At 61.5% G+C, this 18,789-nt stretch carries 19 protein-coding genes; 11 read left to right on the forward strand and 8 right to left on the reverse strand.

What is annotated here, in order from left to right:
- The first annotated feature begins 201 nt into the window (after window positions 1–201).
- Complete coding sequence (gene paaN, locus ABIE32_RS06060) at window positions 202–1,857, forward strand: phenylacetic acid degradation protein PaaN (RefSeq protein WP_429014736.1); 1,656 nt, start codon at window positions 202–204, stop codon at window positions 1,855–1,857.
- A 113-nt stretch (window positions 1,858–1,970) separates the two neighbouring features.
- On the opposite strand, the gene ABIE32_RS06065 is transcribed toward paaN, so the two are convergent.
- On the reverse strand, window positions 1,971–2,888 hold the full coding sequence (locus tag ABIE32_RS06065) for a Dyp-type peroxidase (protein ID WP_429014738.1): 918 nt from the start codon (window positions 2,886–2,888) through the stop codon (window positions 1,971–1,973).
- Window positions 2,889–3,027: 139 nt separating this feature from the next.
- Window positions 3,028–3,717: a YceH family protein gene (locus tag ABIE32_RS06070; protein WP_429014739.1), complete on the reverse strand. Its 690-nt coding sequence runs from the start codon at window positions 3,715–3,717 to the stop codon at window positions 3,028–3,030.
- Window positions 3,718–3,962: 245 nt separating this feature from the next.
- Between ABIE32_RS06070 and ABIE32_RS06075 the strand changes: the two genes are divergently transcribed.
- The gene (locus tag ABIE32_RS06075) at window positions 3,963–5,006 is read left to right on the forward strand and encodes a GlxA family transcriptional regulator (RefSeq protein WP_429014740.1); all 1,044 of its coding nucleotides are present in this window, start codon (window positions 3,963–3,965) and stop codon (window positions 5,004–5,006) included.
- Between the two features lie 94 nt (window positions 5,007–5,100).
- Window positions 5,101–6,291, forward strand: a complete 1,191-nt coding sequence (locus tag ABIE32_RS06080) for an MFS transporter (protein WP_429014742.1) — start codon at window positions 5,101–5,103, stop codon at window positions 6,289–6,291.
- A gap of 18 nt (window positions 6,292–6,309) precedes the next feature.
- Here ABIE32_RS06080 and ABIE32_RS06085 read toward each other — a convergent pair whose 3' ends face one another.
- Window positions 6,310–7,080 (reverse strand): dienelactone hydrolase family protein, encoded by a 771-nt coding sequence (locus tag ABIE32_RS06085; protein ID WP_429014743.1) that lies wholly within the window; start codon window positions 7,078–7,080, stop codon window positions 6,310–6,312.
- 416 nt (window positions 7,081–7,496) lie between these two features.
- Between ABIE32_RS06085 and ABIE32_RS06090 the strand changes: the two genes are divergently transcribed.
- Window positions 7,497–8,396 (forward strand): alpha/beta hydrolase, encoded by a 900-nt coding sequence (locus ABIE32_RS06090; RefSeq protein WP_429014745.1) that lies wholly within the window; start codon window positions 7,497–7,499, stop codon window positions 8,394–8,396.
- 94 nt (window positions 8,397–8,490) lie between these two features.
- Here the strand turns inward: ABIE32_RS06090 and fumC are convergent, their stop codons facing one another.
- Together fumC and ABIE32_RS06100 are read right to left on the reverse strand one after the other, a co-directional pair.
- Entirely contained in the window at window positions 8,491–9,882 is a 1,392-nt protein-coding gene (gene fumC, locus ABIE32_RS06095; RefSeq protein WP_224149953.1) for a class II fumarate hydratase, read from the reverse strand.
- A gap of 42 nt (window positions 9,883–9,924) precedes the next feature.
- Window positions 9,925–10,167 carry a DUF6582 domain-containing protein gene (locus tag ABIE32_RS06100; protein ID WP_429014746.1) on the reverse strand — a complete coding sequence of 81 codons (243 nt, stop codon included), beginning with the start codon at window positions 10,165–10,167 and terminating at the stop codon, window positions 9,925–9,927.
- Between the two features lie 263 nt (window positions 10,168–10,430).
- On the opposite strand from ABIE32_RS06100, the gene ABIE32_RS06105 reads away from it, so the two are divergent.
- The 5 genes from ABIE32_RS06105 (at window position 10,431) to ABIE32_RS06125 (ending at window position 15,367) form a co-directional block, all read left to right on the forward strand.
- A complete protein-coding gene (locus tag ABIE32_RS06105; RefSeq protein ID WP_429014748.1) occupies window positions 10,431–10,973 on the forward strand; it encodes a DUF3617 domain-containing protein in 543 nt (180 codons plus the stop codon).
- Window positions 10,974–11,200: 227 nt separating this feature from the next.
- Window positions 11,201–12,754, forward strand: coding sequence for a fumarate hydratase (locus ABIE32_RS06110; RefSeq protein ID WP_184708317.1), 1,554 nt, complete (start codon window positions 11,201–11,203; stop codon window positions 12,752–12,754).
- Between the two features lie 201 nt (window positions 12,755–12,955).
- Window positions 12,956–14,014 (forward strand): YcjF family protein, encoded by a 1,059-nt coding sequence (locus tag ABIE32_RS06115; RefSeq protein ID WP_429014750.1) that lies wholly within the window; start codon window positions 12,956–12,958, stop codon window positions 14,012–14,014.
- A 67-nt stretch (window positions 14,015–14,081) separates the two neighbouring features.
- A complete protein-coding gene (locus tag ABIE32_RS06120) occupies window positions 14,082–14,693 on the forward strand; it encodes a DUF938 domain-containing protein (protein ID WP_429014751.1) in 612 nt (203 codons plus the stop codon).
- 5 nt (window positions 14,694–14,698) lie between these two features.
- Window positions 14,699–15,367 carry an HD domain-containing protein gene (locus tag ABIE32_RS06125; protein WP_429014753.1) on the forward strand — a complete coding sequence of 223 codons (669 nt, stop codon included), beginning with the start codon at window positions 14,699–14,701 and terminating at the stop codon, window positions 15,365–15,367.
- Between the two features lie 92 nt (window positions 15,368–15,459).
- On the opposite strand, the gene ABIE32_RS06130 is transcribed toward ABIE32_RS06125, so the two are convergent.
- Both ABIE32_RS06130 and ABIE32_RS06135 read right to left on the reverse strand, forming a co-directional pair.
- Window positions 15,460–15,738, reverse strand: a complete 279-nt coding sequence (locus tag ABIE32_RS06130; protein ID WP_224149958.1) for a PsiF family protein — start codon at window positions 15,736–15,738, stop codon at window positions 15,460–15,462.
- 184 nt (window positions 15,739–15,922) lie between these two features.
- Window positions 15,923–16,627, reverse strand: coding sequence for a YebC/PmpR family DNA-binding transcriptional regulator (locus ABIE32_RS06135; protein ID WP_224149959.1), 705 nt, complete (start codon window positions 16,625–16,627; stop codon window positions 15,923–15,925).
- Window positions 16,628–16,898: 271 nt separating this feature from the next.
- On the opposite strand from ABIE32_RS06135, the gene ABIE32_RS06140 reads away from it, so the two are divergent.
- Together ABIE32_RS06140 and murI are read left to right on the forward strand one after the other, a co-directional pair.
- Complete coding sequence (locus tag ABIE32_RS06140; protein ID WP_429014756.1) at window positions 16,899–17,273, forward strand: hypothetical protein; 375 nt, start codon at window positions 16,899–16,901, stop codon at window positions 17,271–17,273.
- 56 nt (window positions 17,274–17,329) lie between these two features.
- Window positions 17,330–18,190, forward strand: a complete 861-nt coding sequence (gene murI, locus ABIE32_RS06145; RefSeq protein ID WP_429014757.1) for a glutamate racemase — start codon at window positions 17,330–17,332, stop codon at window positions 18,188–18,190.
- Here murI and ABIE32_RS06150 read toward each other — a convergent pair.
- Complete coding sequence (locus ABIE32_RS06150) at window positions 18,173–18,727, reverse strand: YgjP-like metallopeptidase domain-containing protein (RefSeq protein ID WP_429014758.1); 555 nt, start codon at window positions 18,725–18,727, stop codon at window positions 18,173–18,175. The two genes, murI and ABIE32_RS06150, sit on opposite strands and share 18 nt — an antisense overlap.
- Between the last annotated feature and the right edge of the window lie 62 nt (window positions 18,728–18,789).

The following is an 18,789-nucleotide window of genomic DNA, read 5'->3' on the forward strand; positions in this document are numbered from 1 at the left end:
TCGTTGATGCCGGTCAAATTTCAGTAAATCTCTTTGACCGACCGTTCGGTAAATAATATACTTGCTCTCAGGTGTTGATGCAAGTCATAAAAGCCTCAGAGAAAACCCGCAGTCACCAAAAAATTTGCCTTGGCTCATGCGGTGGCTTTCTGGCGTCTATTGCAGCATCCGCACCCAACCCCCACCCACCCGGAGACATGCATGACCTTGTTTGACAAGCACCAAGCCTTGCTGGACCAAGCCGTCCGCGCCGCCAAGACCCGCGAATACTGGAGCGCCTTTCCCGAAAACCCCTCACCCAAGGTGTATGGCGAAACGGCGCAGGCCGACGGCCAGGCTGCCGCCCAGGCATATTTCAACAGCGACTTTCCGCTCGAGCAGACCGCAACACGCGGCTGGGTGGCGACCGAGCAATCGCCCTACGGCGTGGCGTTGAATGTGCGCTACCCCGATTGCGCACCAGCAGATCTGGTGGCTGCAGCACAGGCAGCGGAGCCCGGCTGGCAAGCGCTGGGCGCGCAGGGCCGCGTCGGCCTGCTGCTGGAGGCGCTCACCCGCATCCACCAGCGCACGCACGAGATCACCCACGCCGTCATGCTGACCAGTGGCCAGGGCCCGATGATGGCCTTCCAGGCGGGAGGGCCTCATGCGCAGGACCGCGCACTCGAAGCCATTGCCTATGCATGGATGGCGCAAGCCGACATTCCTGCATCCGCGCACTGGGAAAAGCCGCAGGGCAAGAATCCGCCCCTGGTCATGCAAAAGCATTTCGAGGTGGTGGGACGCGGCATTGGCCTGGTGCTGGGTTGCGCCACCTTCCCCACCTGGAACACCTATCCCGGCCTGTTCGCCAGCCTGGCGACCGGCAACCCGGTCATCGTCAAGCCGCACCCCAATGCCGTGCTGCCCATGGCAATCACGATTGCGATTCTGCGTGATGTGCTGCGCGAGCAAGGCCTTGACCCCAACGTGGTGCAGCTGGGCCTGTGCCCCCACAACGAAGACACGCAGGCGCTCGCAACCAATCCTGCGGTGGCGCTGATCGACTTTACCGGCAGCACCGCCTTTGGCAACTGGCTGCAGAGCAACGCCAAGCAGGCGCGCCTGTATGCCGAGATGGCGGGCGTCAACACCGTGATCCTCGAATCGGCCAGCGATTACGCGGCCACCATGAAGAACCTCGCCTTCACGCTGGCGCTGTACAGCGGACAAATGTGCACCACCACGCAGAACATCCTGATTCCGCAGGACGGTATCGCCACCAACGAAGGGCACAAGAGCTTTGACCAGATCGGCAAGGATCTGGGCGCGGCGCTGGCCACCCTGCTGGACGATCCGCGCGTAGCCACTGCGGTGCTGGGGGCGATTGCATCGCCTGCCACATCCGAGCGAATTTCGGCCTCTGCACAAGTGGGCCGTTTAGTACACGCTTCACAAAAGGTAGCGCACCCGCAGTTTCCGCAAGCGGTATTGCAGACGCCGCAACTGGTTGCGCTGACCGAGGCCGACGGCGCCATCTACAATCAGGAATGCTTTGGCCCGGTGGCGTACCTGGTAGCGGTCAAGGATGGTGCGGCAGCCCTGTCCGTTGCGCAGAACACCCTGCAGCAGCATGGCGCGCTCACGCTGGGCGTGTGCTCACAGAACCCGGCGTATATCGATCAGGCCGTACGGGTCAGCCTGCGCGGCAGGGTGGCGCTGTCCATCAATCTGACACAGGGCATTTACGTCAATCAATCCGCGGCGTTCTCTGATTTCCATGCCACCGGCGGCAATCCGGCTGCCAATGCCAGCTACACCAACCTGGCCTTTGTGGCAGACCGGTTTGTGGTGGTGCAACGCCGCGCCCACGTGTAACGCACGTCTATCGATGAAAAAAGCTGCCAGTGCCCATTGATCGGGCGCTGGCAGCTATCATTTTTTTAATTTAGATATCTTGGCCGTGATGGCCGACGCATATTGCCCGACGCTTACAGGCCCAGCGCGCGCAGGTCCAACTTGCCATCCTTCATGGGCGGGCACCAGTAGTACGAATTCTTCACCGGATTGGACATCTGGAACAAGCCATCGACAATGCCATCTTCCTCACCTGCCATGCGGCGCATCTGCACCTCAAAAGCGTAGAAACTGCGGCCAAAGCCCGCAAAGATGGTGCCGATTTCGTCGCTGCCATCCGCCTTGACTCGCCACCAGGGCATGTTGCGCCGCAAAATGAACGCCTCGGGCGTGAAGCTCTCCTGTGCGGTGCGCTTGACGTGGGCGGACTCGGGCGCATCTTCCAGCTCCTCGTTGTCCGACAGGCGGCGACCAATCATGTGATCCTTCTGCAGGGCCGTCATGCGAGCAAAGGCCTCCTGGTCGTGCAGCCATTCCTGCACCGCAAAGTAGCTGCCGCCATCCAGTCCCTGCCCCATGCCATCGGCAATGGCCGCGTGCACGGCTTCGCCATCCTTCGGGTTTTCGGTGCCGTCTTCGTAGCCCGTCAGATCGCGCACCACATCCTTGCCATTCCATCCGTGGCGGAAGCAGTCGAGCACCTGCACGCAGGTGAATGCAGGCGCCAGAAAAGCAGCCGCCTCGCGCGACGCCTTGAGCAAGTCGCCCTGCTCGGCGCCACGCAGCCACAGGCACAGCGCGTGCGGCGTCAGCGGCAACTCGCCCTTGGGCCCCTTGATGGAAGGAAAGTTGCGCAGCCCCGGCACCTGCACGCCCAGCAATTGGGCCAGTGGCTCGCCCAGGGCCACCACGGCATTCACGCCATCGGCCCAGTTCTGCAATTGGCCAAGCGCCTTGCGCAAGGCTGCCGCGTCACCGGACACGTTCCAAAATTGATAGCGGCTGACCGCTGGCAGATCTTGCAGGATTCCTGGCTGGTGTAATGGCTTCATGGCATCTTCAAGTGAATTGGCTGGCATGCAACCTCTTTGTGCACACCCACCGTGGTGATTTTCGACCGCCCATTGTGTACCAGTCTGGCTTCATGAGCGGCTTCTTCGGCTTTGCGCTGTCTTACCGTCGATAGAGCATTCAGGCCTCGTCGCCCGCGCGTTGCGGGGGGCTCTCCACGCCCAGCGCATCGCACAGTTGCTGCACCGTGGCACGCAGCTGGGCAACTTCCGCCTCCAGGGATTCCACACGGTGCTGCAGGCCGGCGGATACAGGCGCACTGCCGGTTGCACTTTGCAGTGCTGCCACATCAACGGGGCCGCACAGTAGATGTGCCCAGCGCTGCTCGCGCGCGCCTGCAGCGCGTGGCAGTTGCAGCACCAGTGGGCCGCCTTTCTCTTCGCTGCGCTCGCGCAGTTCGTCCAGAAAGGCCTCGACCGAAGAAATATCAGCAAAGCGGTGCCAGCGCTCGGAATTGATACGCAGCTCCCCGGCAGTCTGCGGGCCGCGCAACATGAGAAGCGACAGCAGCACCGCCGATTGATCGGGCACACCCACACCGCGCGGAAAGTTGTGCTCCCAGCGGGTGGCTCGGCTGCCGCTGATCTGCACTGCCAGCCCCTGCTGGCGCAGCTCGTCCAGCGCCTCTGCGGCTTCGCCTTCGGTCACCTCCATCACGGGATCGCGGCTGGATTTCTGGTTGCAGCCGGTGACCAGGGCATTGAGCGTGAGCGGGTAGCTGTCCGGCACGGTACGGGCTTTTTCCATCAGGGTGGCAAGCACACGAGCCTTGACAGGAGTCAACGGGTTTGAGCGGTGATCGAAGGGCATAAAGAGTTTCCTGAAATATTGCGCACATCGTAAACAGGTTCTGATTCCATTCCCGCTCCACCCGACTGCTTTGTAGGCATTGCCAACCGGCTCTTTCACTGCGCTTTTCTGATGGTGTGTGGCCGTTGCAACGCGTTCACCGGGCTGAGCAGCGTCAGAACCCTGAGGTCTCTCTTTCAGTAAATGGCAGAATCTGTGCGATCAATGTCATTGCTGCCAAAGCATTTTTTTCGCACACTGGCGGCATGCCTCTCCCCCAGCCACCTGCCTCAAACGCCGCCACCTGTGCCGCCCAACCAGGCCACCGCGTGGTCTGCGTGGCCTACCCGCGCGCAATGAGCCTGGACATCACCGGCCCCATGCAGGTGTTTGCCACAGCCAACGACGTGCGCAGGCGCCAGGGCCTGCCAGCCTTCTACCAGCTGACTTTTGCCGGGCTGGATGCAGGGCCGGTCATGCTGTCTTGCGGACTGCAGATGGTTGCGAGCCACGGCCTGCGCCAGTTGCGCCTTGCGGTCAATACCACGGTGCTGATCCCTGGGGGAGACGGCATCGAAGACGCCCAGCACAACGCAGCGCTGCGCCAGTGGGTGCAGCGCGTGGCGCCCAGGGTGCAGCGGCTCGGCTCGGTATGCTCGGGCGCTCTGGTGCTGGCGCGCGCGGGCCTGCTCGATGGCCTGCCTGCCACCACACACTGGTGTCGCCTGCAGGATCTGGCGGGGCTCGCACGTGACATCCATATCGACGGTGACCGGCTCCACACCTACGACGCCGCGCATCCACAACAGCGGCACATCTTCACTTCGGCCGGAGTCACCTCAGGCATTGATCTGGCCATCAGCCTGGTGGAGGCCGATCTGGGCCGCGCCATGGCACTCGCCGTAGCGCGACAGTTGGTGATGTTTGTGCGCAGGCCGGGCGGGCAGGCCCAGTTCAGCCCATTGCTGGCCGCCGAAACCACCCAGGCGCCGCGCCTCGCGCGCCTGCTGGAGTGGATTCCCAGCCGCCTGGGCGACGACCTGGGCGTCGAACAACTTGCGGCCCAGGCCTGTTTGCCGCCACGCACTCTGGCCCGCGTCTTCCGACAGGAATTGGGAACCTCACCCGGCAAGTATGTAGAGCGGGTGCGGGTCGAAGCCGCTGCCACCTTGCTGAGCCAACGGCAAGCGTCGATTGCCACCGTGGCGCGGCTGTGCGGCTTCGGTCACCCGGAAAACCTGCGCCGCAGCTTTCACAAGACGCTGGCAGTCAGTCCACAAGCTTTTGCCGAGCGTTTTGGCGCAGGCTAGGCGGCTGCCGTTTCCTCATTCTGTCGAAAACCTGTCCTGATGCCCGCCATTAGGGCGCGGAACGCTCATTTTTTGATAACAAGGAAAGCTCTGTATGCTCGTGCCCCGCCATCCTCAACTGCTCACGCTCAGCATTGCCCAGGCGCTGTACTGGTCGTGCTCCATCATCGGCATCGCGCTCACGGCACTGGTGGGGCAGCGCCTGGCACCATGGCCGGTGCTCGCCACCGTACCGCTGACCCTGCTTGTCGCTGGCAACCTGCTGGCAATTGGGCGACTCTCGCGCTGGATGCAACGCCATGGCCGCGCGCGCGGCCTGCAATATGGCGCGCTGATGGGCGTGGCCGCTGGCCTGCTGGCTGCCTGGGCGGTGTACATCGGCAGCTTTGCGCTGTTTTGCGGCGCCATGGTGCTGCTGGGCTGTTACCAGGCATCAGCCGGGTTTTATCGTTTTGCGGCGCTTGATGGCATGGAGCCACAGTACAAGGGCAGCGCCGCAGCCTGGGTACTGGCCGGCGGCATTGCAGCCGCCCTGCTCGCTCCCAGCCTGGCCATTCATGCCTCAGGGGCGCTCACCATGCCCATGGCGGGTGCCTATGTAGCGATTGCAGCCCTCGCGCTACTAGCTTGCGCACTGCTGCAGCTCCTTCCTGCCAGCCTGAAAGCGCCGATGACCGGTGCAGCCTCCTCTGGCTCCAGCGCCAGCCTTTCGCGTCGCCAACTGTGGCAGCGTCCCGCCATTCGCCAAGCCATCATGCTCAGCGCCTGCGGCCATGGCTTGATGATTCTGGTGATGAATGCCACACCGCTGGCCATGCATGGCGCGGGGCACTCCCTGGCAAACTCCACCCATGTCATCCAGTGGCATGTGCTGGGCATGTTTGTGCCATCGCTCGTTGCTGGCAAGGCGGTGGATCGGTTTGGCGCGCGCCGCATCGCCTGGCTGGGAGCAGTGCTGCTGGCCATCAGCGCTGCGGTGGCGCTGACAGGGCAGGCGTTCTTTCCGTTTCTGGTCAGTTCCTTGCTGTTGGGCGCAGGTTGGAACCTGATGATTCTTGCAGGAACGACCCTGCTGTCGCAGGCCTGCACCCCGCAAGAGGCACCGCAGGCCCAGCCCTTGATGGAATGGGCCAACAATGGCAGTGCGGCGGCCATGTCCTTCAGTTGCGGCGTTCTGATCCAGACCCTGGGCTGGTCTGCGATCAACGCAGTCATGCTGCTGGTTTTGGCAGCGCTGGGCTATTCCCTGCTGCGCCAGGCCCGCCAACCCATATTGGCCGAGTGAGGCACGCGGTGCGGGTACTCAGCGCAGCGCAAGAACGCCGCGCAAAAAGCCTACCTGTGCCTGCTGGGCTTGCGGCAAGTTAAACAGCGTATGCGGCGCGCCTGGAATCAGGACAATGCTTGAGACTTTGTTCATGGCCAGGGCTTCTGCGCAATGGCCTTTTGCATCCGGGTTGTCCAACCATGGGTTGGCCTTGGAAAAATACATGTCGGTACTGCTCATGATATTGAGCACCGGCAGCGTCTGCGGCAACTGCGAGCGGTGGGTCTGCACATGGTAGTTGTCCTCACAACTCCAGCTGAAGATCATGCGACCCTTCTCCTGCGGCGCGGATGCTGCCTGGTAACGCGCTACCGCCACCGCGCCTTCGCTGGTACCGGCAATCACCAGCCGCTGCGGATCGGCCCAAGGCAGCGCAGTTACGGCGCCAACCGCTGCAGCCAGTTCTTGCGCGCGCATGGCGTGAATCTTTTCATAAATTTCCGGCGCCACGGGTGACTTGTAAGTCATGCGGTCCGCCAGTTGCATGGAGTCAGCGGTCAAGCTCGCAATGCCCAGCGAATCTGCAAGCCACTGCTGCCATGTCTTGATGGCCGGAGCCACACCCGAAGATCCATGCACAAACACCACCAGTGGCGCCTTGCCACGCGTTGGTGGCGCATTCTTGAGCAAGCCCGCGTACACCGCCCCACTGGTTACGGAAGCAGGCAGTACCACCCAGGCGTTTTCAACGACCGCTTTCAGGCTGGCATCGGTATGCACCCAAGCCGATCCCTGGACGGAGCCCATTGGCGTAGCCTGCTTTGGAGATGGCGTCTCTTGCGCAGTGAGCGATCCACTCGATGCACACGCCGACAATACGGCCACACCGCAGACGGCCATCGACATTCTGAAATAGCGATACAAATCCACCTCCTTGTGATCAGGCCCGTCACCCCTCTTCCGCTTGTACAACCCGTGGAAAGCAGCCAACGCCAGCCTGGGTAGCTTATCGCCCCAAAATGCCCAACCCATACTGATATTGATCAAGCTGCAAGCCTGCCATGTCCGTCCGGTAGGCGCAGAGGCATCAAATTCAATAGCAGGCATCGTCACCAGACGGTGACCCCCGCGTCGCGCGAGCGACTGGCAGCCCGACCGGAGGAACTTGCCGGGGGACTTGCGCGCTCTACAGTGCGTTGGCAATCACACCACCAGGAGACACCATGTACACCCCATTTCCTTCATACCGCCCACACCACATCAATGGATGGATAGCGGCAGCAGGCATTGCTTTGTGCGCAGCACCAGTGTGGGCTGGCAGCATCGAGGCTGCCGAATTCAACAGCCCGACCTTGCAGCGCAGCTGGACCTACAACGTCTATCTGCCCACAGGCTACGACACCAACAGCAAGCTGCGCTACCCGGTGATGTATCTGTTGCACGGCAATGATGGCGCGCGCAACGACTGGCCCGTCAAGGGCAACCTGCTGCAGACTGCCGACCAGTTGATCCAGAGCGGCCAGATCCCGCCCGCCATCATCGTGATGCCCGATGCCGGCACCACCTGGTATGTTGATCTGAAAGAAAAGATGGAAACCGCTTTCTTCAATGACCTGGTGCCGCATGTCGAAGGCAAGTACCGTACCCTCAAGACCCGTGATGGCCGCGTGATTGGCGGCCTGTCGATGGGCGGATACGGTGCGCTGCGCTACGTGCTCAAGTACCCGGAGAAATTCCAGGCTGCTGCTCTGCTGAGCCCGGCCATCTACAACCCTGAGCCGCCCGCCGACTCCTCTGCCCGGTTTGTGAAGGTGTTTGCCGAGCCCAATACCGACGGCGCGTACAGCCGGACGGTTTGGCAAAGCTACAACTACCCGGTGCTGTGGGAGCAGTTCCTGGCCAAAAAAGTCAGCGTGCCGATGTACATCAACAGCGGCGATGACGATGAGTTCATGATCGAATCCGAAGCCACCCAGCTCTACAGCCTGCTGCGCAAGAACAAGCAGCCGGCCGAGTTGCGCATCGTCAACGGCAAGCATGAATGGCCCGTGTGGGAAAGCACCGTGGGCGATGCGCTGAAGTATGTGTTCCGCACCGTGCGCCGTCCGCAGTCTGACCAATAGGCAGCGCGGTCCGCAAAAAAGCACGTTCCTTGTCAGAACGCGCAGGAAAAAGGGATCCGGCCTGCGGATCCCTTTTTCACACCAGCAACGGTGCTTACAGGTTGCCGACCATCTGCTCCGGCACCACCCATTGGTCGAACTGCTCGGCCGTCACATGGCCGCTGGCAATCGCCGCATCACGCAGGCTGGAGCCTTCCTTGTGCGCCTTCTTGGCGATGAAAGCTGCCTTGTCGTAGCCGATGTGGGTGTTCAGCGCCGTCACCAGCATCAACGAACGCCCGACCAGCTCTGCAATGCGCTCGCGGTTGGGCTCAATCCCCACAGCACAATGGTCATTGAAGCTGACCATGCCATCGGCGAGCAACCGCACGCTTTGCAGGAAGTTATGCGCCACCAGCGGACGGAACACATTGAGCTCGAAATTGCCCGATGCGCCCCCAAAGTTGATGGCCACGTCGTTGCCGAACACCTGGGCACACAGCATGGTCATGGCTTCGCACTGCGTGGGGTTGACCTTGCCCGGCATGATGGAGGAGCCCGGCTCGTTCTCGGGGATGGAGAGCTCACCCAGCCCGCTGCGCGGGCCACTGGCCAGCCACCGCACATCGTTGGCAATCTTCATCAGGCTGGCAGCCAGGGTCTTGAGGGCGCCATGCGCATGCACCAGGCCATCGCAACTGGCCAGCGATTCAAACTTGTTGGGCGAGGTGATGAAGGGGTAGCCGGTGATGGCCGCCAGCTCCTGGGCCACGCCTTCCGCATAGCCCTTGGGTGCATTCAAGCCCGTGCCCACCGCCGTGCCGCCCAGCGCCAGCTCGTACAAATGCGGCAGCGCGGCCTTGATGTGGCGCTCGCCATGCTCCAGCTGTGCCACCCATCCTGAAATTTCCTGCCCCAGTGTCAATGGCGTGGCATCCTGCAGATGGGTGCGGCCGATCTTGACGATGTCGGCAAATTCGATGCTCTTGGCCTTGAGCGTACGGTGCAGTTGCGCAATCGCAGGCAACAGCTTTTGCTCGACGGCCGTCACCGCCGCCACATGCATGGCCGTGGGGTAGACGTCGTTGCTCGACTGGCTCTTGTTCACATCGTCATTGGGGTGCACCAGGCGTGATTCGCCGCGCTCACCGCCGAGCAGCTCGCTTGCACGGTTGGCCAGTACCTCGTTGACATTCATGTTGGTCTGCGTACCCGAGCCCGTTTGCCACACCACCAGCGGAAACTCATCCGGGTGCTGGCCTGCAATCACTTCGTCGGCTGCAGCCACGATGGCCCGCGCTTTCCTTTCATCCAGCAGGCCCAGCTTGTGGTTGACCGTGGCAGAGGCCCTCTTCACCTGGGCCAGCGCGTGAATGATCTCGCGCGGCTGGTGTTCACCACTGATATTGAAGTTCTGGATCGAGCGCTGTGTCTGCGCGCCCCATAGCTTGTTGCTGGGCACATCGATCAAACCGAACGTATCTTTTTCCTGCCGAACCGCCGCCATGAAATGACTCCTGATGAAAAATGATGATTCCTGACCCTGCGCTCAGCCCTTGCCCAACTCACGCCAGCTCTTTTCGCTGATGGCAACACCGAACTTTCTGGCCGCACTCCGTATGCGCGACCATGCATGGTCACGCTCATCATCGCTGACATCGCCCACCCGGTTGAAACGGGCAACCGCGTTGCGCACATGGGATGCATCTTCCAGCGGCAATTTGCGCTGGTGAAGAAAGGCGAATTCATCATTGGGCAATGCATTGCGGTGCCTGGTATCCAGTTCACTCATGACAACCTCCCTGGTCCTTGAGCCGCGGGGCAGCTACCACAGCCATCGCCACTGGCGACTCACCCCATTGCACCATGTCCTGTGCGAGCCCGCCTGACAGGAAATGCCGTCAATTCAAACAGCACTGATCTCTCATCCCACAAATCCAGGAGACCAGCGTCGGTTACAAATTTCGACCCGCGCATGGCGCCATCCATGAATAATCGGCTGCACCATCTGCCCCATGGGCACCAGCCATATTCCATCCAAAACCAAGGAATTCCATGCGCATCTCTCGTCCATCCATCGCCTCCCGATATACCGCACGCGTCACTGCAGCTTGTCTGATTGCAGCAGCGATACCACTGACCGCGTCCGCACTCGACTACCCTGCCCGCAAGGCCGGCCTGTGGCAGATCACCACCAACGGCACCACCGGGGCCACCAAGAACCCCGAACAGGTCACGCTGCAGTGTGTGGACAAGGCCAGCGACCAGGCGCTCCAGAAGATGGGGGCAGGCATGATGGCCGGCATGAAATGCGAGAAAAATGACAACGCCAAGGAAGGCAACAAGTATGTGGGCCACTCCATCTGCCAGATGGGACCGTCCAAGCTGGAATCCAAAAGCGTGATGTCCGGCGATTTCGAGCAGGAATACACCATGACTGCCGACTCGACCTTCAACCCGCCAATGGCCGGTATCTCGGGCAGCAAAACCACCATGGTTGCCAAATGGATCGGGCCCTGCAAGGCAGACCAGAAACCGGGGGACGTGATCGTCAATGGACAAAAGATGAACCTGCTGAACATGGGCGCCAAGCCGTAAAGCCTGCGGCAGACGCCGCCGGGACACAGCGCAGGACACCTCCGGGTGTCCTTTTTTGTCACCTGTACGAGCTAGCGATCCGCCACAGACCACATTTCGTGCCATGTATTCCTGACAGTCTTATAGAAGAGTTCTCGGGCTTTGCCTGCACGGGAATCCCAGTAGCGCCGATAATTAGCGGGTTTTCCCGCGCCAGCCAGGCGCCCTATAACCCGAGAAGCTTCACGATGACCACCTCCATCCGTCAGCAGGACCTGATCGACTCGATCGCAGGCGCCCTCCAGTACATCAGCTACTACCACACGCCCGATTTCATCCAGCACCTGGCCCGCGCCTATGAGCGCGAGCAGAGCCCGGCGGCCAAGGATGCGATGGCGCAGATCCTGACCAACTCGAAGATGAGCGCCACCGGCCAGCGCCCCATCTGCCAGGACACCGGTATCGTGAACGTGTTCCTCAAGGTGGGCATGGATGTCAAATGGGAAGGCTTCACCATGGGCCTGGAAGACGCCATCAACGAAGGCGTGCGCCGTGGCTACAACCACCCCGACAACACGCTGCGCGCCTCGGTCGTGGCCGACCCACAATTCGCCCGCAAGAACACGAAGGACAACACGCCTGCCGTCATCAACGTGCAGATCGTGCCCGGCGACAAGCTCGACGTGACCGTGGCAGCCAAGGGCGGCGGCTCGGAGAACAAGTCCAAGATGATCATGATGAACCCGAGCGACAACCTCGTCGACTGGGTTCTGAAGACCGTACCCACCATGGGCGCTGGCTGGTGCCCACCGGGCATGCTGGGCATCGGCATCGGCGGTACTGCAGAGAAAGCTGTCCTCTTGGCCAAGGAAAGCCTGATGGAAGACCTGAACATGTACGAGCTGCAGCAAAAGGCGGCCCGGGGTGAAAAACTCGATCAGGTCGAAGAACTGCGTCTGGAACTCTTCGAAAAGGTCAATGCCCTGGGCATTGGCGCACAAGGCCTGGGTGGCCTGACCACGGTGCTGGACGTCAAGATCAACATGTACCCCACGCACGCGGCCTCCAAGCCCGTAGCCATGATCCCCAACTGCGCAGCCACGCGCCACGCCCACTTCGTGATGGACGGCTCGGGCCCCGTGTACCTGGAAGCACCTTCGCTGGATCTGTGGCCCAAGATTGAATGGGCCCCCGACTACAACAAGTCCAAGCGCGTCGACCTGAACACCCTGACCAAGGAAGAAGTGGCCAGCTGGAAACCCGGCGACACCATCTTGCTCAACGGCAAGATGCTCACCGGCCGCGACGCAGCGCACAAGCGCATCCAGGACATGCTGGCCAAGGGCGAAAAGCTGCCCGTGGACTTCACCAACCGCGTGATCTACTACGTGGGCCCCGTAGACCCCGTGCGCGACGAAGTCGTTGGCCCTGCAGGCCCCACCACCGCCACCCGCATGGACAAGTTCACCGACATGATGCTGTCCAAGACCGGCCTGATCGCGATGATCGGCAAGTCCGAACGCGGCCCGGTCGCCATCGAGGCCATCAAGAACCACAAGAGTGCCTACCTGATGGCCGTGGGCGGCGCCGCCTACCTCGTCTCCAAGGCCATCAAGCACGCCAAGGTCGTGGGCTTTGAAGACCTGGGCATGGAAGCCATCTACGAGTTCGACGTGGTCGACATGCCCGTAACCGTGGCTGTCGATGCCGGCGGCACCAGCGCCCATAACACCGGCCCCGCCGAGTGGAGCAAGCGCATCGCCTCGGGCGAGTTCAAAGGCATTGCCCTGGCTGGCGCCTGATGCACTGAGCTGCCCAGCATTGGAGTAAACAGGACCGCCTTTGGGCGGTTTTGTTCTTCTTGGGGGATGTGCCAGACGCCTGCAGCCAGCCCATGCCCGTCGCAGAGCCAGCGCGCTGAATTGCACCCGGTTACGCAACTGGCGGAACCTGCGGTACAACGCCTTGTCCAATAGGCTCTTTCACGACCAGGATCACCGCCCATGACCGCTGACGAAATCCGCGCCACATTGACGATTTGCCTGCTGGCATCCTTTGCCGATGGCGAGAAACATGACCGCGAACGCGAACAGATCCGCCAGGTCGCCGAAGGACTGGCCGGTGACCATCAGGTGAACCTGCCCAGCCTGTACCAGGATGTGCTGCTGCGCCGGGTGCAATTGGCCGATGTGCAAGCACAGCTCAGCAGCGCTGATTCGCGCCAGCTGGCATACGAAATGGCCGTGTGCGTGTGCGAGGCTGACGGCCAGACCAGCGCCAAGGAAGAAGCCTTTCTTGCATCGCTTCGGCAAGCCTGGCAGCTCGGTGGCAATACTGCCAGCGCGGCTGTTACAGCGGCTGCAAGCCCTGCACCGACGACGCCCCCGACTTTTGAGCGCGATGCCCAGACCATTGCCGAGGCGCCGCTCAGGGTGGCCGCACACGAAGGGGCTGCGCCTGTGGCCATCGGCAGTGGCCCGGTTCCGCACCCAGCAGCTGTTGATACGCTGCCCAACGGAGCCGACCAGCGCCGCCCCAGCCAGCTGACCGCAGCCGACATGGACAGCAAGATTCTCAAGGCGTCGATTCTGAACGGCGCCATCGAGCTGCTGCCAGAAAACCTCTCCACCCTCGCCATCATTCCGCTGCAGATGCGATTGGTCTACCAGATTGGCCAGAGCTACGGCTATGAGCTGGACCGTGGCCACATCAAGGACCTGCTGGCTGCACTGGGTGTCGGCCTGACATCGCAATACCTGGAGCAAGCTGGCCGCAAGCTGCTCGGTGGCCTGCTAGGCAAGGCTGGCAAAGGCCTGTTGGGCGGGCTGGGCCGCCAGGCCGTCAGCAGCGGCATGAGCTTTGCCAGCACCTACGCACTGGGCCATGTGGCCAACCAGTACTATGCAGGAGGCCGCCAGTTGTCCACCGAGATGCTGAAAAACGCCTACCAGCATGTGATGCAGGACGGACGCGTGCTGCAGGAACGCTACCTGCCGCAGATGCAGGAGACCGCGCGCGGGCTGAATACGGCCAAGATCATGCAGATGGTGCGGGGGGCCTAAACACCCACGCGTTCATGCCCAGGCTGCCTGCGGCATACTCGGCAGCTCGCTTTTTTGCCCCCGCAATATGATCGATCTGCCCTTCTCCCAAGCCTGTGAAAACAACCGAGAGCCGATCCTGGCCGTGCTGCGCGATGCAATGAAGGGACGGCGCCATGTATTGGAGATTGGCTCAGGCACGGGCCAGCACAGCGTGTACTTTGCGCCGCAGTTGCCACAGCTGGTATGGCAAACCAGCGATCTGCCTGAGCACCATGCCGGCATCCGGGCCTGGCATGCCGCGCACCCGGCGCCCAATCTGCGCGCGCCGCTGCCACTGGATCTGAACACGGCGCAGTGGCCCCAAACCGCTAACGGTGCTTTTGACGCCGTTTTTACGGCCAATACCCTGCACATCATTGCGTGGCCCCTGGTAGAAAACCTGGTGGCACTCGTGGGCGCTCACCTGCCGGTGGATGGAATCTTTGCCGTCTATGGCCCTTTCAACGATGGAGGCCAATTCACCAGCGACAGCAACCGTGCCTTCGACGCCTGGCTGCGCCAGCGCGATGCGCAAAGCGGCATCCGCCACTTTGAGGATGTGCTGGCGCTCGCCCAACACCATGGCCTGCAACTACTGCAAGACCATGCCATGCCAGCCAATAACCGCACGCTGGTGTTCCAGCGCCAGGGCAAATGATGGCGATGACAGATGATCTGCAGCACTGGCAGGTACGTTGCCAGCAACTGGCCGCGCAGGAGATGGACCAGGACGCGGCCCACGACACCTCGCACCTGCAGCGCGTATGGGGAAATGCGCAGCAGCTGCTGCAACACTACCCGCAGGCTGATGCATTGGTCGTGCTGGCTGCCTGCTATTTGCATGATGTGGTGAACCTGCCCAAAAGCCACCCCGATCGCGCGCAGGCATCACGCATGGCTGCCGAACGAGCCACCGCACTGCTGCTCGCCCAAGGCTTTCCCGCAGAGAAGCTGGAGCCCGTGGCCCATGCCATTGCAGCCCACAGCTTTTCTGCCCGGATCACGCCCGCCACCCTGGAAGCACAGATCGTGCAGGATGCCGACCGGCTTGATGCCCTGGGCCCTGTGGGCCTGGCGCGCATGTTCCATATCGGCGGCCAGTTGGGCCGCACGCTGGCGCATGCAACAGATCCGCTTGCCACAGAGCGCACCTTGGACGACCAACAGTTCACGCTGGACCATATCGCCGCCAAGCTACTGCAGTTACCTCCCACCATGCAGACCGCAGCGGGCAGGCAGGAGGCAGAGCGACGCGCGCAGTGGGTTGCAGATTTTCGCCAGGCCTTCGTGCAGCAGTGGAATGCAACCCCTACCGCCCAGGCGCAGGGCTGACCGGAGCACCGCAGCGCCCGCCCGTCGTCCATCGACTGAAAAGCAAAAGGCCTGCATTCCCATGCAGGCCTTTCATCATCAGGCAGCGCCGCTTACTTCTTGAGGCACTCGCTCATGAAAGCCTTGCGCTCGTCACCCTTCTTGCCGGTAGCGTCCACGTTGCAGGCCTTCATGCGTTCCTGCTGGCGCTTGCGGCCATCAGACAGGCAACTGGACATGAACTGCTTGCGGTCGTCACCCTTGAGTTCCTTGGTCTTGGCTTCGGTGTTGCAGGTGCCCATCAGCTGTTGTTGCGCGGTGGGTGCCTTGTCGGCAGCCAAGGCAAACTGGGATGCCAGCGCGATACCGGCGAGAACGATGAGTTTTTTCATGGAATAGGCTCTTTTAAAAACTACGCCGAAGACCAGCGCAGGCGCATTTCGGCACAAGTTGCACGCGCTGTCAATGGGCCATACGCGCTCTGCCTACCAAGAACTACATTTTGCGAAAATTTTTTCGCCGCAGACATAAAAAAAGCAGCCACACGGGCTGCTTCAAGGTGATGTTGCACATGGCTCAGTCAACCAGGCCCACGTAGACGTGCTGCACGTCGTCATCGTTTTCAAGACCGGCCAGAAAGGCTTGCACTTCTTCCTGTGCCTCGGGGGGCAAGCCACCCATGCTCACGGGGTTCTTGGCCTTGTAGCCCAGCTTGGCAGACAGCACCTTGATGCCTTGCTCAGGCAGCGCCTTGCTCACGGTGTCCAGGTCGGTGGGCTCGGTGATGAACAGGGTCACACCCTCTTCCTCGCCCGGCTCGAAATCCTGCGCACCCGCTTCGATGGCTGCCAGCTCCACATCTGCGCCGTTTTCAGCTTCGCCTTCAATCATGCCGACATGGTCAAAATCCCAGGCCACAGCCGTCAGCTGCCCCTTGCGGAAGCACACACGCATATTGGGGGCGGTGCGGTTGGGGTTGTCGGTCAGGCATTCCACCATCACCGGCACGCGGTGCGGAGCATAGCCTTCGAACAGCACGGTCGAGTAATTGACCGCATCCGCCCCTGCGCCAGAGCCCTTCTTGATGGCACGCTCGAGCGTATCCTTGGGCATGGATGCCTTGCGGGCAGCTTCCACTGCCATGCGCAGGCGCGAGTTGCTGGCCGGGTCTCCACCGCCCAAGCGTGCGGCCACGGTGATTTCCTTGACCAGTTTGCCGAAGAGTTTGCCTTTGGCATCGGCGACCAGCGCCTTGCCCTTTGCTTTCCATTGCGCGCCCATGGCTGCGATTTCCTTGTTGTTGGTTTGGCAGCGCGAAAGCTGCGGATGGTGCGCCTTCGTGCCGAAGCCGCTCCCATTTGACGAAGGCAAATTTATACACCCGCGCCCATTGTCCTGCTTGCACAACGGCCAGAGGCTGAGTCAGGATTATGGGTCAAAGCAACAGATATTCTGCATCGAATCATTCCCATATTTCTATATTGCAACGCTTTAAATCAAAGCGCTTATAGCTATCATTTTTGATATTCGTATCCCAAGGCACAATGCAGATATGGCAGTTTTGCAAAATCTGTGGGGCTGGGTCATACAACAGCGTGTCCCCTTGCTGTGCACGGCGGCAGGGCTGGTGCTGTCTTTTGTCTTTCTGGGCCTGCCTGGTTTTGCCAGCTATTGGCCGGCCGAGCAGCTGTTTTTCCTTGCTGGCGACGCAGCGCTGCTCGATCGCATCCAGGGCGATAAGCTGTGGCCGGTGCTCATCTCGGCCAGCTTTCTGCAGGCACTGCTGATCACCCCCGCCCACTGCCTGTTGCGCCGCTGGCAGCCCACCTTGCCTCGCGCCTTGCATGTGGTAGCCACGGTGCTGCTGGTGCTCACAGTCAGCATTGTCGCCACATCGTTGATGCTGTTGGCCCAGGTGGATGCATAGGTACCCGGGCCTGCCTACAATCTGCGGCACCTTGTTGACGGACAGCATACGCGGCCATGCCTACTCCCACCTCTCCCATTGGCGTCTTTGACAGCGGCATCGGCGGCCTGAGTGTGCTGCAGGCACTGCGCGAAGTACTGCCTGGCGAGCGCTTTGTGTATCTGGCCGATAGCGGCAATGCGCCCTATGGCGAACGAGGAGACGCCTTTGTGCAGGCGCGCAGCGCCCGTATCACCGACTGGATGCGCAACCAGCACGATGTGAAGGCCTTGGTCATCGCCTGCAACACCGCCACGGCAGCGGCCATTGACAGCCTGCGCGATGGCAATCCTGGCCTGCCCATCATTGGCGTGGAGCCTGCGCTCAAGCCTGCCGCCCTGTACAGCAAAACCCACAAGGTGGGGGTGATTGCCACGCAAGGCACAGTGAGCAGCCATCGCTTTGCCACGCTGCAGGCCGCCCATTCGGCGCATACACAATTTGTAGTACAGGCCTGTGCGGGCCTTGCTCGGGCCATTGAGGACAGCACTCTCCCTAGTATTTCAGCGTCTCAGAATGCTACACAAATAAGAGCACTTTGCGCACAATACACAAGCGCCATGGGCACGTTTGGCACTGCGCCTGGCGAGATCGACACCTTGGTGCTGGGCTGCACGCATTACGTATTCGCAGCCGATGCCCTGCGCAGTCTGGTGGGCCCCGGAGTCACCCTGGTCGACACCGGCACCCCCGTGGCCCGGCGCACGTACAGCCTGCTGCATGCCACCGGCATGCTGCGCAAGCAGGACGTGGAGATGGGGACGGCGGCAGAGGCTTGCCAGCTCTTCACCACAGGCGATGTTTCCGCTCTGCGCCATGCAGCAGAGCAATGGCTGGGTCTGCCGACGACATGCGCCAGTTCAGCGGCCATCGCCTGAATCGTCGCTGTCTCGGGCATCTTTCCACAACCGCTTGCCGCCAGCATCCAGCCAGGCCAGATACAGCCGCGTCTCCAGCTCCAGTTGGTGGTAGGCGGGCTCCATGTATTCGCACAACTGGTAGAACGCCTTGTTGTGGTCTGTTTCGCGCAGATGGGCCAGCTCGTGCACGGCGATCATCCGCAGGAATAGCTCAGGCGCGTGCTTGAACAGGCTGCCAATGCGAATCTCATGCCGCGACTGGGTTTTGCCACCGTGGTTCTTGCCACTGCGCATATGGATGCCCAGCGCCTGGTACACCAGTTGCAGCTTGCTGTCATAGACCACCTTGGCCAGCGGCGCGGCATTGCGCATGTACTCGGTCTTCAAGCCGGTCACATAGCCATGCAAGGCCTTGTCCGAGCGCATCTGGTGTGCCTCTGGGTGGCGCTGCAGCAACCAATCGCCCAGCTTGCCCGATTGCACCAGACCCATCGCCTGCTGCTGCAGGTTGGGCGGGTAGGCTTGCAGATAGGGCAATGGAACAGAGGAAGTCATGGCTGGAAAGCAGCCAAGGCAGCACGTGGCTGCCTTGGTCAGAAAAACAAAACTACAAGATT

Origin of the sequence: Comamonas sp. 4034 (genome assembly GCF_050434545.1) — a bacterium.
Lineage (GTDB): Bacteria > Pseudomonadota > Gammaproteobacteria > Burkholderiales > Burkholderiaceae_C > Comamonas > Comamonas odontotermitis.

Coding starts and splice junctions, on each gene's coding strand:
- paaN (WP_429014736.1), top strand. CDS start 202: ATGACCTTGTTTGACAAGCACCAAGCCTTGCTGGACCAAGCCGTCCGC.
- ABIE32_RS06065 (WP_429014738.1), bottom strand. CDS start 2,888: ATGAAGCCATTACACCAGCCAGGAATCCTGCAAGATCTGCCAGCGGTC.
- ABIE32_RS06070 (WP_429014739.1), bottom strand. CDS start 3,717: ATGCCCTTCGATCACCGCTCAAACCCGTTGACTCCTGTCAAGGCTCGT.
- ABIE32_RS06075 (WP_429014740.1), top strand. CDS start 3,963: ATGCCTCTCCCCCAGCCACCTGCCTCAAACGCCGCCACCTGTGCCGCC.
- ABIE32_RS06080 (WP_429014742.1), top strand. CDS start 5,101: ATGCTCGTGCCCCGCCATCCTCAACTGCTCACGCTCAGCATTGCCCAG.
- ABIE32_RS06085 (WP_429014743.1), bottom strand. CDS start 7,080: ATGGGCTCCGTCCAGGGATCGGCTTGGGTGCATACCGATGCCAGCCTG.
- ABIE32_RS06090 (WP_429014745.1), top strand. CDS start 7,497: ATGTACACCCCATTTCCTTCATACCGCCCACACCACATCAATGGATGG.
- fumC (WP_224149953.1), bottom strand. CDS start 9,882: ATGGCGGCGGTTCGGCAGGAAAAAGATACGTTCGGTTTGATCGATGTG.
- ABIE32_RS06100 (WP_429014746.1), bottom strand. CDS start 10,167: ATGAGTGAACTGGATACCAGGCACCGCAATGCATTGCCCAATGATGAA.
- ABIE32_RS06105 (WP_429014748.1), top strand. CDS start 10,431: ATGCGCATCTCTCGTCCATCCATCGCCTCCCGATATACCGCACGCGTC.
- ABIE32_RS06110 (WP_184708317.1), top strand. CDS start 11,201: ATGACCACCTCCATCCGTCAGCAGGACCTGATCGACTCGATCGCAGGC.
- ABIE32_RS06115 (WP_429014750.1), top strand. CDS start 12,956: ATGACCGCTGACGAAATCCGCGCCACATTGACGATTTGCCTGCTGGCA.
- ABIE32_RS06120 (WP_429014751.1), top strand. CDS start 14,082: ATGATCGATCTGCCCTTCTCCCAAGCCTGTGAAAACAACCGAGAGCCG.
- ABIE32_RS06125 (WP_429014753.1), top strand. CDS start 14,699: ATGACAGATGATCTGCAGCACTGGCAGGTACGTTGCCAGCAACTGGCC.
- ABIE32_RS06130 (WP_224149958.1), bottom strand. CDS start 15,738: ATGAAAAAACTCATCGTTCTCGCCGGTATCGCGCTGGCATCCCAGTTT.
- ABIE32_RS06135 (WP_224149959.1), bottom strand. CDS start 16,627: ATGGGCGCGCAATGGAAAGCAAAGGGCAAGGCGCTGGTCGCCGATGCC.
- ABIE32_RS06140 (WP_429014756.1), top strand. CDS start 16,899: ATGGCAGTTTTGCAAAATCTGTGGGGCTGGGTCATACAACAGCGTGTC.
- murI (WP_429014757.1), top strand. CDS start 17,330: ATGCCTACTCCCACCTCTCCCATTGGCGTCTTTGACAGCGGCATCGGC.
- ABIE32_RS06150 (WP_429014758.1), bottom strand. CDS start 18,727: ATGACTTCCTCTGTTCCATTGCCCTATCTGCAAGCCTACCCGCCCAAC.